Genomic DNA, 14,415 nt, shown 5'->3' on the forward strand with positions numbered 1-14,415 from the left:
ACTGGGAGGGCCAATGGCATCGAACGACGCGACCGGCACCGGGGACGAGCCTGCAGCGACGGAGGACCTGACCAAGACACGGCAGGGCGTTCAGCGGGCCCGGCTGCGCGACAAGTTCGACCGCGACGCCGAGCAACCGCGGAAGGTGGACGAGGGGAGGAGCCGCCGGACCGAGGAAGGTGCGGACTTCCTGTACGAGAAGGGCGCCGTGCTCGTCCGCGAGGAGTACTTCGACAAGGTGCGGGTCATCCTCGAACGGCTGTTCCTGTTCCCGATCGACGACGACCGGCGGCCGCAGCCGATCATCTCCGGTGTCCGGCTGATCCGCCTCCGCACGGACATCAACCCGCAGCTGGACACGATCCAGGTGCTGAACCTGATCCGCGACGGCGGCGCCGTCCCGATCAACCGTCCCCAGCAGGAAGGCAGTCCGGAGCAGACCGAGGGGTCAGCGGATGACGAGGACCGGCCGATCGTCACCATCACCGGGCTCGGCGCCGGTGCGGCCAACCTGAACCACCTCGTGCACATCACCGGCAACGGCGGCGGCTGCCCGGCGTCCGAACCCGAACCGATGCCGGCCGGCAGTGCGCCGTACCCCAGCCTCAGCTCCGACCGCTGCGCCGGCGAGGGCGTGAAGGTGGTCGTCGTCGACACCGGTCTCGACGAGTCGGCCCGGGAACGGAGCCGGTGGCTGCAAGGCGTGGAAGGTGACGACGACCTCGGTGCGAACGGCACGACCATCGACACCTACGCCGGGCACGGGACGTTCATCGCCGGGATCATCCGCTCCATCGCGCCGCTTGCCGAGGTCTACGTCAAGCGGGTGTTCGGCTTCGGGGACGGGGTGCTGGAATCCGATCTGGTGCAGGCGCTGGACGACGTGCTCGAGGAACACCACCCCGACATCATCAGCATGTCGGCCGGGACCTACACGTACGACGCGACCGGGCTGCTCACCTTCCCGGTGTTCCACGGACGCCGGCTGAGCCACCACAAGGGCGTCGTCATGGTGGTTGCGGCGGGCAACGACAGTGACCGGAAGCCGTTCTGGCCGGCGGCGGCGCCGTACACGGTGTCCGTCGGCGCGCTCGGCACGTACTGGCGCGGCCGCGCGGACTTCAGCAACTTCGGCGGCTGGGTCGACGTCTACGCGCCCGGCCAGGACCTGGTGAACGCGTTCCCGGTCGGGACCTACACGTACACCGAGCCACCGCACGACGCCACCGGACGGGTCGAGCAGTTCTACGGGATCGCGAAGTGGAGTGGTACGTCGTTCAGCACGCCGGTCGTCTCGGGGTTGATCGCGGCCCGGATGTCGCGGACCGGTGAGAACGGCCAGGACGCGGCCGCCGCCCTCATCGCCGAGGCACAGGCGGCGGCCCAACATGGTGTCGGTGCCGTGCTGCTGCCGGAGTAGTCAGCGCCGGTCGGCGCTCGGGGTCGTCTCGTCGTCGGGGACCTGGGTCTCCTCGGGCGGGGTCGCGCCCAGCATCGGCCGGAGCCGGCGCATCGCCTGGTCGGTGAACAGGCCGGCCAGGCACCCCGCCATCACCAGGACCGTCACGCCGGCCGTGGAGGTCGTCTCGTCGCCGATGCTGATCAGACCGGTGTTGAAGGCAACGACGACGACCGCGCCGAGCAGTGCGGACCAGACCGGGCGGAGCAGGTACCACCACACGAACCCGCGTTCGAGGGTCTCCAGACCGGCTCGCTGTGCGAAGACCATGCTCTGGTGGATGACGCTGCCGACGGCGCCGGCCGCTGCCCCGACGATCAGCAGCGACATGTTCAAGGTGGTGGTGAAGTCGGGTCCCCACCAGTGCACCGTCCGGGTCGCGACCAGGTCCGGCCCGGCGAGCTCCTGCGCGGACACCAGCCGCTCGGCGATCCCGTACGCGGCGACGAGCCCGACCAGGGTCAGGACGGCCTCGGCGAAGTTGATCGTGCCGATCATCCGCCGGGTGAACGGCTTCATCGCCGGCCCGCGCCGCGGGCGCGGACCCGGTGCTGCTGTGGTGGTCACGTCGATCCCTCTGTTTCCTTGGTTCTCCGACGTGGTGCGGGGCCGCCTCCCCCTGGTGTGTCACCAGGCGACCCGCGCACCGCGCCAGCCCTCCCCCCGGACTCGATAGTCGGAGTCGCGAACCGGTCGCCAAATACATCGGCTTGACCACGTATTTGAAACGGTGGTCACGCCTCCGGTCGGCGAAGGCTGTCTTCGGGGGTGAAAGACCATGTGGAAGACGGTGTGGAGAACCATGGAACCGCAGCAGAACCGGCGGCCGCTCAGCCGGCAGATCAAGGACACGCATGCCTTCAGCGGCAAGTCGCTGTTCTTCGCCGTCCTCGCGTCGGTCGTTTGCTCGGCGATCGTTCCGGCGCTGGGCGCGGGACGGACCGCGACGGTGCTGGGCGCCGCGCTGAGCCCGCTGGTCGTGGCCGTCATCAGCACGCAGGGACCAGGGCTGGCCCGGACGATCGGCATCGCTTCGCTGAGCGCGGTCGCACTCCTGATCACCATCAGCGGGTTCACGATTCCAGAGGCGATCGCGGGCAACGGATCCCTGACTGCCACTGGCTCCGGCACCTTCGTGACCACCAAACGCAGCCCGACCCCAACACCACCGCAGGTCCAGGCGGCGCCCGCCGGGAAGCCCACGACGATCCGCCAGCCGACATCCCAGCCGACCTCTGCACCGACCTCTCAGCCGACGTCGGAACCGACGAGGACACCCTCTCCGACCCCCAAACCCTCATCATCAGAGCTGGTCGAGCTGCCGGCGAACCGGCAATGCCCCGACGTCCCGGCCGGGGAGGCCAAGGCCTGCAAGCAGATCGGCATCCGCAACACCGGCACCACCAACGTCCAGATCGCCACCGTCAGCCTCGACGGCGACCAGGCTTCCGCCTTCACCCTCACCAAGGTCTGCAACGGCACCCTGAAGCCAGGCACGGCGTGCTCGATCCGGCTGCGCTTCGAACCGATGGGACTAGGGGCCCACGAAGCCGTCCTCGTCGTACGCCTGGATCCCGGCAACGTCGAACGCCGCGTCACCATCACCGGCAACGCCACCGGCTCCGAAACCGGCACCTGCCTGAGCGGTTACCTCTTCCGACGTGCGACCCCCGACGACACGGTCTGCGTGACCCCCGACGAGCGGGCCCTGACCCAGCAACAGAACGCCGCCCACATCCGAGCCCACCTCGCCACCGCCAACGGCACCTGCGTCGAAGGCTACGTCTGGCGCGAAGCCGTCCCCGGCGACCACATCTGCGTAACCCCCGAGGAACGCACTGCCGCCCAACGCCTCAACGCGCTCCACTCCGAACGAGTAGCCCACTAAGCCTGCGGGCGGGTCGAGTGGTGGGGGCCCGACCCGCCCGTCAGTTCCTCCTTGAACCAAAAGCCGACGCCTCGCGTACTCAACGCCGCTGGATATCGCTTACCGATCTCATGGAGGAGACATGCGAATCGCAGTACGCGCGGCAAGCGCCCCGAGCCGTTGGATCGTCGAGGACCTCCACCGGGACTGCTGACCGCAGTCAGTCCTCTTGGTCAGGAGTGCGGGTGCGCCTGGGTCAGGTCGCGGCAGACGGCGGTCATCGCGTCCAGGTCGGTCCGGGTGGGCGCGGGGGCGTCGCTGAAGTCGCCGGCGTAGTAGCCGTTGTGCGGGTGGATCGAACCGGTCCAGATACCGGTCTCGACCTCGACGATCAACGATCCTGCCATCTCGTCCACCTCCTCGGGTTCCGATGGTCACGACGCTAGGCGGCGGGCACCCGGCGGCGCGTCGTCGGAAGGCCGTGTTCGTGCGGGCACCAAGCGATGAACGGCAGTACTACCTTGGTAGGACGCAGACAACGTTGTGCTGTCGTACGTTGACGAGGTGAGCCGAGCGCGGCTGTTCTTCTCGAGGTACGGTCTCGACCTGCTGATTGTGATCGCGGCGGTCGAGAGCGCGATCGCTACGGCGCTGAGCGACGCCCCGGGTCGCCCGACCGGCGTGTTGCTGTGGCTCGAGGTGCTGGTGGTCGCTGCGATCGTCCTGACCCTGCTTGCACGCCGCCGTTTCCCGTTCGCCGCGCCGGCGGTCACCTGGTTGGCGAGTGCGGCGGTGTCGTTCGCGGACGGCCGGCTCATCGTCGACAAGGCCGGGCTCTTCCTCGCGGGAATGGGCGCTGCCCTGCTGCTCGGCAACTCCCGCAGCGATCGCCAGGCACGCATCGGCCTGGCGATCGTGCTCAGCGGCGCCGCGATCGTCATCTACAACGACCCGCTTCACCAGCGCGGCGACATCATCTTCACGCCGGTGCTGTTCGCGATCGGCTGGCTCCTCGGCTTCGCGCTGCGGCAGCGCACCGAGCGGACCGAGGCTGCCGAGGAGCGCGCGACTCGGGCCGAGCGGGAGCGGGAGGCGGCGGCTCGCGTCGCGGTGGCCGAGGAGCGCGGCCGGATCGCTCGAGAGCTCCACGACGTCGTCGCGCACGCCGTCAGCGTGATGGTTCTCCAGGTGGGGGCCGTGCGGCACCGGATGCCCCTGACCGACACGGAGGATCGGGAGACCCTGCGGAACGTCGAGCACGCCGGACGTACGGCGCTCGCCGAGATGCGTCGCCTGCTCAGTGCGATGCGGCAGGACGGGGACGAGCTCGAGCTCCTGCCGCACCCTGGACTCGACAACCTCGACGCACTCGCGGACGACGTACGGGCTGCGGGGCTCCCGGTGAAGCTCGAGATCCGGGGTGAACCGTTCCCGCTGCCGCCCGGCCTCGACCTCTCTGCCTACCGCATCGTGCAGGAGGGACTCACCAACGCCCTCAAGCACTCCCGCGCCAGCCACGCGGAGGTGGACGTGGACTATTCCGCGACAGAGCTCCTGCTCGAGGTGCGCGACGACGGCCCGGGCGGTCCCTCCGCCGAAGCCGGTCTCGGCCACGGACTGGTCGGTGTCCGCGAGCGGGTCAAGATCTTCGGCGGGGACATGACCGCGGGCACCGCGCGGACCGGCGGCTTCGTGCTCCGCGCGCGGCTTCCATTGGACGGCGGTGCCAGATGACCATCCGCGTTCTCGTGGTCGACGACCAGTCGATGGTCCGGGCGGGATTCCGGCTGCTGCTGGCCGACGAACCCGACCTGGAGGTCGTGGCGGAGGCGAGCAACGGCCGCGAGGCGGTGGCCCAGGCGGCCCGGTTCCACCCGAACGTCATCCTGATGGACATCCGGATGCCAGAGCTCGACGGGCTCGAGGCGACCCGGCGGATCCTGGCGGCCGACGCGTCCGCGCGGATCCTGATCCTCACCACGTTCGACCTCGACGACTACGTCTACCAGGCCCTGCGCGCCGGTGCGAGTGGGTTCGTCCTCAAGGACGACCCTCCGGAACAGCTGATCGCCGCGGTGCGAACCGTTGCCGGCGGGGATGCGCTGCTGTCGCCGACCATCACCAAGCGGGTGATCCAGCACTTCACCCGCCTGCACCCGCAGGCGCCGCCGAAGGCCGTGAACACCCTGACCACCCGCGAGCTGGAAGTGTTCCGCCTGATCACGCAAGGCCTTTCCAACGCCGAGATCGGGCAGCGACTCTTCATCAGCGACACCACGGTCAAGACCCACGTCACCCGCCTGCTGCAGAAGCTCGACCTGCGCGACCGCGCGCAGGCGATCGTCCTCGCTTATCAGACGGGCCTGTTCGATGCGTCCGATCCGGGGCTGCAGCAGGGTTCCGACGGCTCCCGCTGAGAACTCCTACTTGAGTAGGACATCCGGCTCGTCGGCAGGTCTGAGGTGATCGCGACCTCGTGACGACGCGCTCCGGCCGTCGCATTCCTAGCGTTTGAGGTACGGGGGCAACCATCCCAACCACGCCAGGAGCAATCGCGAATGATCACCATCGACTCGCTGTCCAAGAAGTACGGCGCCAACACGGTCGTCGACTCCATCTGTTTCGTCGCGCCACCCGGCCGGGTGACAGGTTTCCTCGGCCCGAACGGGGCCGGCAAGTCGACCTCGATGCGGATGATGGTCGGCCTGACCACGCCGACGTCCGGACATGCCACCATCGCCGGCCGCAGGTTCGCGGATCTTCCGAACCCGGGACGTGAGGTCGGCGTGATGCTGGACGCTTCCGCGCAGCACGCCGGCCGGACCGGCCGGGAGACTCTCACCATCGCTCAGCGGCTGATGGGCCTGCCCAGCCGCCGGGTCGACGAGCTGCTGGAGCTGGTCAGCCTCACCGGGACCGAGGCGGACCGCCGGGTGGGCACCTACTCGCTCGGGATGCGTCAGCGGCTCGGCATCGCCACCGCCCTGATCGGCGACCCGGCCGTGCTGATTCTCGACGAGCCGGCCAACGGGCTCGATCCGGCCGGCATCCGCTGGATGCGGGACCTGCTCCGCGACTACGCGGACCAGGGCGGGACCGTCCTGCTGTCCTCGCACCTGTTGCGCGAGATCGAGGTCGTCGCCGACGACATCGTGATGATCGGCAAGGGCAAGATCGTCTGCCAGGGCGCCAAGGCACAGCTCCTGCAGTCCGCGGGCACCGTCGCCCGGGCCGGGGACGTGTACGCCCTCAAGCGGGCCCTCGACACCTCCGGGGTCCACACCACCGTCTCCGATGACGGCGCCCTGCGCACCGACGCGCCCTCGGAGTGGGTCGGTCGCGTGGCTCAGGAAGCAGGCGTGGCGCTGGTCGAGTTGCGCACCGCCGACGGCGGGCTGGAGGAGATGTTCCTGCAGCTCACCGCAGACACCCAACGAGAAAGGAAAGCAGCATGACCGCCATCGCCGTCCGCCCCGAGACAGGCCGGCGCGTCGACGTCGGCGCCGTACCCTTCGGACGCGTCGTCAGCGTCGAACTGCGCAAGATGTTCGACACCCGATCAGGCTTCTGGCTGATGGCGAGCATCGTCATCACCGCCCTGCTCACCACGATCGGAACGATCGCGTTCGCCCCCGACGCGAGCCTCACGTACTACACCTTCGCCAAGGCGATCGGATTCCCGATGACGGTGGTGCTGCCGATGATCGCGATCCTGTCGATCACCGGCGAGTGGAGCCAGCGCAGCGGTCTGACGACGTTCACGCTGGTGCCGCGCCGTACCCGGATCGTGGCGGCCAAGGTGGTCTCGTCGGTCGCCGTGGCCGTCGTCTCGATGCTGTTCGCCTTCGCGATCGGGGCCGTCGGCAACGTGATCGGAACCGCGATCGCCGGGACGGACCTGGTGTGGGACGTGTCGTTCGCCGAGGCCCTCAACATCCTGCTGGGCAGCCTGCTCTGCCTGCTGACCGGCACCATGCTGGGCATGGTGATCCGCAGGTCGGCGGGGGCACTGGTGACGTACTTCGTCTACGCCTTCCTGCTGCCCACCGTCTCCGGAGTCCTGGCCTCCAGCCAGGAGCGGTTCCGGGACCTGCAGCCGTGGGTGGACCTGAACTACGCCCAGGCCGCCCTGTTCGAAGGCACCCTCACCGCCGAGCAGTGGGCCAACATCGCCGTCACGGCAACGGCCTGGATCCTCCTGCCGGCTCTCCTCGGCCTCCGCCTGGTCATGAAGTCCGAGGTCAAGTGACCCCGAACCACTCCGACCACCTCTGGCCCTGTCGCCCCACCCAGCGACAGGGCCAGAGCCCGGTCACTTCGACGCAACTTCGCAGCTTGTGTCATCCATGCACTCGTTCCAACCGGTCTTGTGGGGTGTGACCATCGGAGTTGGCAGGCTTGTCCTGCGTCAGGGGGACCGATGACGGCAGCGGAGGGATTTGACGCGTTCGTCACGGCACGGTCACGCCAATTGCTTCGTACGGCGTACCTGCTGACTCACGATCACGCATTGGCCGAGGACCTGGTCCAAACCGCGTTGGCCAAGGCGTGGTTCGTGTGGAACCGGATCGAGGCGGACGACCCGGAACCCTACGTGCGGAAGGTCATGGTCAACACCTACGCGTCGTGGTGGCGGCGACGGTGGAACGGTGAGCAGAGCACCGCCGAGCTTCCTGATGCCGGCGAGCCGACGACCGGCGCCGAGGAACGGAGCGACCTGTGGCGTGCGCTTCGCCGGCTGCCGAAGCGGCAGCGCGCGGTGATCGTGCTCAGGTTCTACGAAGACCTCACCGAGACCGAGACCGCGCGGGTCCTCGGCTGCACGATCGGCACCGTGAAACGCCATTCCACCAGGGCGCTTGCCAAGTTGCGGCTGGACCCGGCGCTGGACCGATCAGGGCAGGAGGCGAACCGATGAACCTCGACGACCTGCGGGGCGAACTCCGGACCCGCTCTCGAGAAGCTGACCGGAACGACCCGGACCTGTTCCCTGGCATTCAGCGCAAGATCCGGATCGTCCGGCGCCGCAGTACCGGCGTCATCGTCGGCGCGGCGGCGGCTGTGGCCGCACTGGCACTCGCGGCTCCAGCCCTGCTCGACCACGACGGCGCACGACCGAACAACCCGGTCGACCGCCCGACGCCAGGCGTGATCGTGTCACCACCGCCCGGCGACGTGTCAGCGGCCGGCGTCACCTACCGCAAGACCTTCGGCGGCCGCACACTGCTCGCCGCAGTCATCGGCGAGCCCGGCCAGGACTCGATCACGCTGCGCTGGAAGGTCTCCACGACGAACATCGTGCTGTATCAGTACTGCGCCGACCCTGGCGCACCACAGCCCCGCGACACCCCCAACGAGCTGCCTTGGGTGGCCTTGTCACGCGAGCGAGGACCGCTGATCATGACAGGACCCTGCACACCGCCGTCCTCGCCCGACCCGGTGGTGCTACCGGTGGACAGCTATGCCCGTGGACTTGCCAACCTGGAACAGCGCCGTGCCATCACCGTTGGCTCGACGTTGGCGTTGACCTACTCCTTCAAGAAGTCGCCCGAACCCGGCGGCATGGAGCCGAGTTCGCGGGTCCGTCTCGCTCTCGCCATCTACGAGCGCGGCGAAGAACGGCACGTCGCCGGACATGAACTCCAGGTCGTAGAAGAGATCGACGGCACGACCTACCGGCTCGCAGCCGTCAAGAGTGCAGCGGTCCGGCAGGGTGCCACGGTGAGCGTCCCGACGCCGGCTGATCGTCGCTTCGTCGTGCGGCTCGGCGGATCCGATTTCGCCGACGGGGTTCGATTCCGCATGGAGGGCATCGATCCGGAGGGCCGCCGCTATCCCTGGGTCGATCGGAATGGCAGCTTTCCGGCCGTCGGACCCTTCTTCGGCCCGGTCTCCGGGACGGTGGACGCACGGCCGGCGGGCGTTGCGACAGCACGAGTAGTCTCCGCACCGACCAGCCGGGGCACGATGTATATCGCCGTGTACGAACCCGTCCGGTGACCGGGGCAGGCATGGCGTGGGTTTCGTGGTAGCTATGCAGGGCCGGAGGCGTCGGCAAGGATGCCTGCCATGAAGCATCCGTACGAGTCACTGCCCGAAAACCCGCAGGCGGCCATCACGATCATGACCACCGAGCACTTCAACCTGCAGACAGCGCGGTCGGCCACCATTTCGGAGTCCAACGGGCGTACCAGCATTTTTCTCGGGGCCGTGTCGGCCGGCCTGGTGGCGCTCGCGTTCGCCGGGCAGACGTCGCGGAGCACGCTGCTGACGTTCGGGCTGGTGCTGTTCCCGGTGCTGAGCTTCCTCGGCCTGGTCACGTTCGAGCGCGTGCTGCAGTCCTCGATCGAGGACACGCTCTATCTGCAGCGCATCAACCGGATCCGGCGCTTCTACCACGAAGCGGCTCCCGGGCTCAGTGGCTACCTCGGCGTTGCCGCCCCCACCGACGACATCGCCGCCGTGCTGGCTCTCGATGGCTACCTGCGGTCGCGCTGGCAGGTCGTGCTGAGCGCCGTCGGCATGGTCGGCGTGATCAACAGCGTCCTGCTCGGCGCTGTCGGCGGCTTCGCGGTCGCCGCGATAGCGGGCGGGGCCCTGTGGCTGCCGATTCTGGTGGCCGCCGTGGTGTTCGCAATCGCCGTGGTGCTCCACCAGCGCTATCAGCTCCAGGCCCGCGGCCGGAAGCCGTTCCCGTTCGCAGCGGAGTCGCGGTCCTGACCGCTGTCGCCTGCGGGTAGACCTAAGTCCACCGAGGTTGGGGTGGCAACGCCAGTGCTCGCGAGGACAGTGCGGACGATCGTGGAGATATCCCCGAGGAACCGTGCGGAAGGAGCCTCCGATGTTCACCACCACCACCGAGCACCAAGTGATCGTGACGCTGCTGGCTGCCGGCAAGCCGGTGTGGTACGTCGCCGCCGTGGTCAAGTGGCATCCGCATGACGTGTACTCCGTCGGCGCCGCATACGGCTATCCGGACCGGATCCGCCTGCGGCAGGCGGTCGAGCAGTTCGCTGTCTTCGGTCCCGACGCCGCGTGAAATCTTCGGGCTCCTGACAGCTTTCATCACCTACTGAACAGCCGGCTGTCTGATCGGACTCCAGCGATTCCGCCTAGGCTGTGGCGAAGTCTGTCGCGGGACGGCTCGAAGGGGTCACAATCGCGCCGTGGCCACCCAGCCGGACCTCGCCGACACGTCCCGGATCGAGGCATTCAGCGACGGAGTCTTCGCGATCGCGATCACCCTGCTGGTGATCGAGTTGCACCCGCCCGAACTCGATCCTGGTGAAGGCCTGTGGCCGGCCCTGCTGCATGAGTGGCCGCAGTTCGCGGCTTACCTGACCAGCTTCGCGGTCATCGGCATCATGTGGGTCAACCACCACTCGATGTTCCGGCAGATCCAGCGGGCCGACCGCGAGCTGATGTTCCTCAACCTGCTGCTCCTGCTCTGGACGGCGCTGCTGCCGTTCCCGACGAACCTGTTCGCGGAGCACCTGCTGGACGACTCCGCCAACGCCAACGTCGCGGCCGCCGTCTACAGCACGAACCTCACCCTCGCGGCGATCGCGTTCAGCCTGATCTGGTGGCACGTGCTGCGCAAACACCTGGTCGATCACAACCTGAGTCCGGCGCAACAACGCAGATCGGTTCTCCGCTTCTCGGTCGGCACCCTGTTCTACGCACTGACGATCGGCCTGTCGTTCGTATCGGCCCCGCTCACCTTGCTGGTGCAGTTCCTGCTCGCCCTGTACTACGGCTTCGAACAGGTCCGCGCTGACCGCACGCCGTCGACCACACCCTTCACTGAAAGCGATTGATCCTCACACCTCGGCCGACCCCAAGCTGCTCGCGTTGAGACATCTACACATCTCGGGTGTAAATCAGCTCGCACATCTGCTACTGCCTAGACAATCACTTGCGCAGTAGTGGCTCCGGGGCCGCTTGATGGACGAGTTCCTGGCTGTCGATTTCCCCATCGACTGCGCCGGTTTGGGGTGGTTGGTGGCGCAGGACTCGGCGCAGCGCCGAGGGCAGGTACCAGGTTCGGTGGCCGAGGATCGCGAGTGTGGCGGGGACCGATGAGCAGCCGGACGAGCGTGACGTCGACCAGGATGGCGACTGCCATGCCGACTCCGATGATCTTGACCATGATGCTGGGGTCGGCGGCGAACCCTGCTGCTACTGCGATCATGATGGCAGCGGCGCAGGTGATCACCTTCGCGCTCGACGCGAGTCCTTCGATGATGCTGTCGCGGTGTCCCAGTCCGGCGGTGTCGGCTTCCTTGACTCGGCTGAGCTGAAGACCTCGTAGTCGGTGGACAGTCCGAACAGGATCGTGAACAGAACCACGGGTGCCCAGGCCGCGATTGGTCCGGGTCCGGCCAGTCCGAGCAGTTGGGCGCCGGCCGGGTTTGGAACGCCACGGTGAGCGCCCCGAACGAGGCGGCGACCGACAAGAGGTTTGCCAGCACGGCCTTGACTGCGAGGACGAGGGATCCGAAGACACCGATCAGCAGTACGAGGGTGGCGGCCAGTACTGCGGCGATCACCAGCCACAGGTGGTCGCCGAGGGTTGTGGTCATGTCGACGATTCCGGCTGTGGGGCCGGTCAGCTCGACGCCGCCGGGGAGGGTGTCGTGCAGCCGGTGTGTCAGGTCGTACGTCGATTGGTCCTGTGGTCCTGTGGTCGGTATGAAGTTCAGTACCGCTGTTGTGCCGTCGCCGGACACGACGGGAGGCGTCACGGTGGCTACTCCGGGGACCGAGCCGAGTTGCTTGGCCAGGGTGGTGGGGGAGGCCTGGGACGTGTCGATGACGACGTGAGCGGGCCGTTCGCGCCGGGGCCGAATGGGTCGGCGACCAGGTCGTAGGCTTGCCGGGTCGGATTCGAGGCGAGCTCGCTGCCGGCGTCGTTCTGGCCGAGTCGCATGCCGAGTGCTGATGCGCCAGGGTGAGCAGTGCGAGCAGACCGATGCAGAGGGCGGTGACTGGCCGGCGAACGACCGTCCTGGTGGCGCGCTCGGCCCAGGCGGACCGGAATGAGCCCGGGGCGCGCGTGCCGCGTCGGGTTCGGCGGGGTAGGACCCGGTCGCCCAGGGGTACCAGGGCGGCGGACAGTAGGGTGCTGGCTGCGGTCAGGGTCGCAAGGACGACCAGGCCGGCGGCGACACCCATCGAGGCGAAGCTGGGGATGTCGCTGAAGGCCAGACCGGTGATGCCGACGGGGACGCACAGGCCGGCGAACACCACGGCGCTGACCGCGGTCGAAACCGTGCGGACGCCGTCAAGCTCGTGCAGCGACCGGAGGCTTCACATCTGAGCTGCTTGAGCTCGATGCGGAACGCTCCATAGCTGTGATCGTCGATATTCTCCACCGAGTGCGGCCCCTCGGGCTCCAGCCACCCGGCCCGCGGGCCGGACCCGGCGACAGGAGGCTGGTCCGATGAGGTGAACGTCAAGGTGTCGCCGGTGTAGTAACGGATCCGTGCCGGCCGGTGTACCACCATGATGCTCGGCCAGGGGTGAGTGTGGACCGGCTCGCGCGACTCCGGCCACGACGACCTGCTTGCTGACTGCGGGGTGACGAGTGGACAGCGGCGCTCGCGGTGCCTGTCTGCGCGGCGAGGCCGCCGACGCGCCCATCATGCAGTCGAAGTGACATGATCTAGGGCTGGACGGGAATGTGCGGGGCGGCATCGGGCACAGGGAAGCAAGTAGCGCGTCAGGGATCGTCTGCCGGGGGAAGGACGCGGCCGGCGCGGTGCATGATCCGATCCGAGGAGCAACGATGAGCCCCAACCCTACCCAGCCCGTCAAGAAGGCGGCGAAGAAAACCACAGGATCGACCACCGCGGCGGCGAGCACGGTCAAGCCAAGCCGGCTGACGAAGCGGATGGTCAAGGCGCTGCCCCTGAGTTGGGGCCACAGGATCAAGCTTTTCCTGGCCCGCCTCTGGGCCAAGCTGAAGACGTGGCGCCTGCGTCGGCGCGTGCGGAACGTCTAGGCGCCCCAGACACAACTGAGCTGGCCGTCCGCCGAAGCGCGTGCGTTCGCCGTTGCACAGAGAGTACGTCGGTCTGCACGGAACACCGCGCGGGAGGACATGAAGGTACTTGAAGGTTGCCTGGCTGACAGACGGATCTCCCGGTACGCCGTCGACGTACGGCGAAGGCCTGGTCGAGGGCAGCGTTGCGTCACCCACCGCAGCCAGATTGTCGGTCCAGGACTGGCCGTTCTGTACCCGTTCCGGCCGGGCGTCGCGTCCGGTGAGCCGGCTGCTTCGGTTGACGTAGGCAATCAGTTGCTGAAGGCAAGCAGTTCTGGAGTGAGGACTGCCTGCACAACGGAGGCTGCCCTGGCAGCAGCCTAGGTCGGTGCCCCAACGCGAGTAGCCGTAGCCCGCCTACGGACCGTCCGCGACTTCCGTCAGCCTCGCGCCCGGAGGGTTTGGGCGTTGGGTACCGACCGAGTCTCTTCCCGATTTGGGTGGCTGGGGGCAGCCCGCCGTCGCGGAGGCCCTGCATCTCGTGTCGCCCGATGCGGCATCGAGACCCCCAACGCAGGGCCTCCGTCTACACAGTCGACCCAGAAGGGAGACCAACGATGGTCTCGGCCTCAGGCCCTCGCCGCTCCGGCGGCTATCTCGAGCGTCCCGCACCGAGCAGTCTCGCGGACGTGATCGACAGCATCCTCGACAAGGGTCTCGTCATCGATGCCTACGTCCGGGTGTCTCTGGTCGGGATCGAACTGCTCACCATCGACGCACGCATCGTGGTAGCGAGTGTCGACACCTATCTGCGCTTCGCCGAAGCCACGAACCGCCTCGACCTGTACGAGAAGGGCGGAAAGGACCTTCCGGAACTCCTGGCCGACGCGACCGAGAGCAGCTTCGAGGCCGCATCCCGCGGCCTGGTCGACAAGACCCTAGGCGCCCTGACCGGCCGCGACGAGACCCGCCAGCAGCGCAGATGACGCAGTACAACCGAGGAGCGATGAAACCCTAGGCTGAACCCGAAAGGTTCGACTCCGAACAGAGCACGCCGGGCCTAATCAACCTGTTGTTCCGATCGGGGCTGCTGCGAGGCGGCGT

Annotated in this window: 15 protein-coding genes and 3 pseudogenes; 13 read left to right on the plus strand and 5 right to left on the minus strand. The window is 68.0% G+C overall.

Features of this window, described 5'->3' with window-relative positions:
* Positions 1 to 13 precede the first annotated feature (13 nt).
* Positions 14 to 1,420 carry a S8/S53 family peptidase gene (locus AB0H36_RS30090; RefSeq protein WP_360530891.1) on the plus strand — a complete coding sequence of 469 codons (1,407 nt, stop codon included), beginning with the start codon at positions 14 to 16 and terminating at the stop codon, positions 1,418 to 1,420.
* Here the strand turns inward: AB0H36_RS30090 and AB0H36_RS30095 are convergent, their stop codons facing one another.
* Positions 1,421 to 2,026, minus strand: a complete 606-nt coding sequence (locus AB0H36_RS30095) for a hypothetical protein (protein WP_360530894.1) — start codon at positions 2,024 to 2,026, stop codon at positions 1,421 to 1,423.
* A 235-nt stretch (positions 2,027 to 2,261) separates the two neighbouring features.
* On the opposite strand from AB0H36_RS30095, the gene AB0H36_RS30100 reads away from it, so the two are divergent.
* On the plus strand, positions 2,262 to 3,347 hold the full coding sequence (locus tag AB0H36_RS30100; protein ID WP_360530897.1) for a hypothetical protein: 1,086 nt from the start codon (positions 2,262 to 2,264) through the stop codon (positions 3,345 to 3,347).
* A gap of 212 nt (positions 3,348 to 3,559) precedes the next feature.
* Here the strand turns inward: AB0H36_RS30100 and AB0H36_RS30105 are convergent, their stop codons facing one another.
* On the minus strand, positions 3,560 to 3,733 hold the full coding sequence (locus AB0H36_RS30105; RefSeq protein WP_360530900.1) for a hypothetical protein: 174 nt from the start codon (positions 3,731 to 3,733) through the stop codon (positions 3,560 to 3,562).
* Positions 3,734 to 3,890: 157 nt separating this feature from the next.
* On the opposite strand from AB0H36_RS30105, the gene AB0H36_RS30110 reads away from it, so the two are divergent.
* The 9 genes from AB0H36_RS30110 (at position 3,891) to AB0H36_RS30150 (ending at position 11,143) form a co-directional block, all read left to right on the plus strand.
* On the plus strand, positions 3,891 to 5,060 hold the full coding sequence (locus AB0H36_RS30110; RefSeq protein WP_360530903.1) for a sensor histidine kinase: 1,170 nt from the start codon (positions 3,891 to 3,893) through the stop codon (positions 5,058 to 5,060).
* On the plus strand, positions 5,057 to 5,743 hold the full coding sequence (locus AB0H36_RS30115; RefSeq protein WP_360530906.1) for a response regulator transcription factor: 687 nt from the start codon (positions 5,057 to 5,059) through the stop codon (positions 5,741 to 5,743). The genes AB0H36_RS30110 and AB0H36_RS30115 overlap by 4 nt, the downstream gene beginning before the upstream one ends.
* Positions 5,744 to 5,884: 141 nt before the next feature.
* Entirely contained in the window at positions 5,885 to 6,781 is an 897-nt protein-coding gene (locus AB0H36_RS30120) for an ATP-binding cassette domain-containing protein (protein ID WP_360530908.1), read from the plus strand.
* A complete protein-coding gene (locus AB0H36_RS30125) occupies positions 6,778 to 7,575 on the plus strand; it encodes an ABC transporter permease (RefSeq protein ID WP_360530911.1) in 798 nt (265 codons plus the stop codon). Before AB0H36_RS30120 ends, AB0H36_RS30125 begins: the two co-directional genes overlap by 4 nt.
* 171 nt (positions 7,576 to 7,746) lie before the next feature.
* Entirely contained in the window at positions 7,747 to 8,244 is a 498-nt protein-coding gene (locus tag AB0H36_RS30130; RefSeq protein ID WP_360530914.1) for a SigE family RNA polymerase sigma factor, read from the plus strand.
* Positions 8,241 to 9,326: a hypothetical protein gene (locus tag AB0H36_RS30135; protein ID WP_360530917.1), complete on the plus strand. Its 1,086-nt coding sequence runs from the start codon at positions 8,241 to 8,243 to the stop codon at positions 9,324 to 9,326. The genes AB0H36_RS30130 and AB0H36_RS30135 overlap by 4 nt, the downstream gene beginning before the upstream one ends.
* Before the next feature lie 69 nt (positions 9,327 to 9,395).
* A complete protein-coding gene (locus AB0H36_RS30140) occupies positions 9,396 to 10,046 on the plus strand; it encodes a hypothetical protein (RefSeq protein WP_360530920.1) in 651 nt (216 codons plus the stop codon).
* 121 nt (positions 10,047 to 10,167) lie between these two features.
* Entirely contained in the window at positions 10,168 to 10,365 is a 198-nt protein-coding gene (locus tag AB0H36_RS30145) for a hypothetical protein (protein WP_360530923.1), read from the plus strand.
* Positions 10,366 to 10,492: 127 nt separating this feature from the next.
* Positions 10,493 to 11,143, plus strand: coding sequence for a TMEM175 family protein (locus AB0H36_RS30150; RefSeq protein ID WP_360530926.1), 651 nt, complete (start codon positions 10,493 to 10,495; stop codon positions 11,141 to 11,143).
* A gap of 86 nt (positions 11,144 to 11,229) precedes the next feature.
* Here AB0H36_RS30150 and AB0H36_RS30155 read toward each other — a convergent pair whose 3' ends face one another.
* The 3 genes and pseudogenes from AB0H36_RS30155 to AB0H36_RS30165 all read right to left on the minus strand — a co-directional run.
* Positions 11,230 to 11,832, minus strand: coding sequence for an MMPL family transporter (locus AB0H36_RS30155; protein WP_360530929.1), 603 nt, complete (start codon positions 11,830 to 11,832; stop codon positions 11,230 to 11,232).
* A pseudogene (locus AB0H36_RS30160) lies at positions 11,756 to 12,268 on the minus strand (MMPL family transporter); the annotation flags it as partial. The pseudogene AB0H36_RS30160 and the gene AB0H36_RS30155, both read right to left, overlap by 77 nt.
* Before the next feature lie 55 nt (positions 12,269 to 12,323).
* Positions 12,324 to 12,623: pseudogene (locus tag AB0H36_RS30165) on the minus strand (MMPL family transporter); the annotation flags it as partial.
* Positions 12,624 to 13,113: 490 nt separating this feature from the next.
* Here AB0H36_RS30165 and AB0H36_RS30170 point away from each other — a divergent pair.
* The gene (locus AB0H36_RS30170) at positions 13,114 to 13,329 is read left to right on the plus strand and encodes a hypothetical protein (protein WP_360530932.1); all 216 of its coding nucleotides are present in this window, start codon (positions 13,114 to 13,116) and stop codon (positions 13,327 to 13,329) included.
* Between the two features lie 671 nt (positions 13,330 to 14,000).
* Positions 14,001 to 14,138 (plus strand): annotated as a pseudogene (gvpJ, locus tag AB0H36_RS30175) (gas vesicle protein GvpJ); the annotation flags it as partial.
* Between the last annotated feature and the right edge of the window lie 277 nt (positions 14,139 to 14,415).

It is taken from the genome of Kribbella sp. NPDC050820 (assembly GCF_040653975.1).
GTDB lineage: Bacteria > Actinomycetota > Actinomycetes > Propionibacteriales > Kribbellaceae > Kribbella.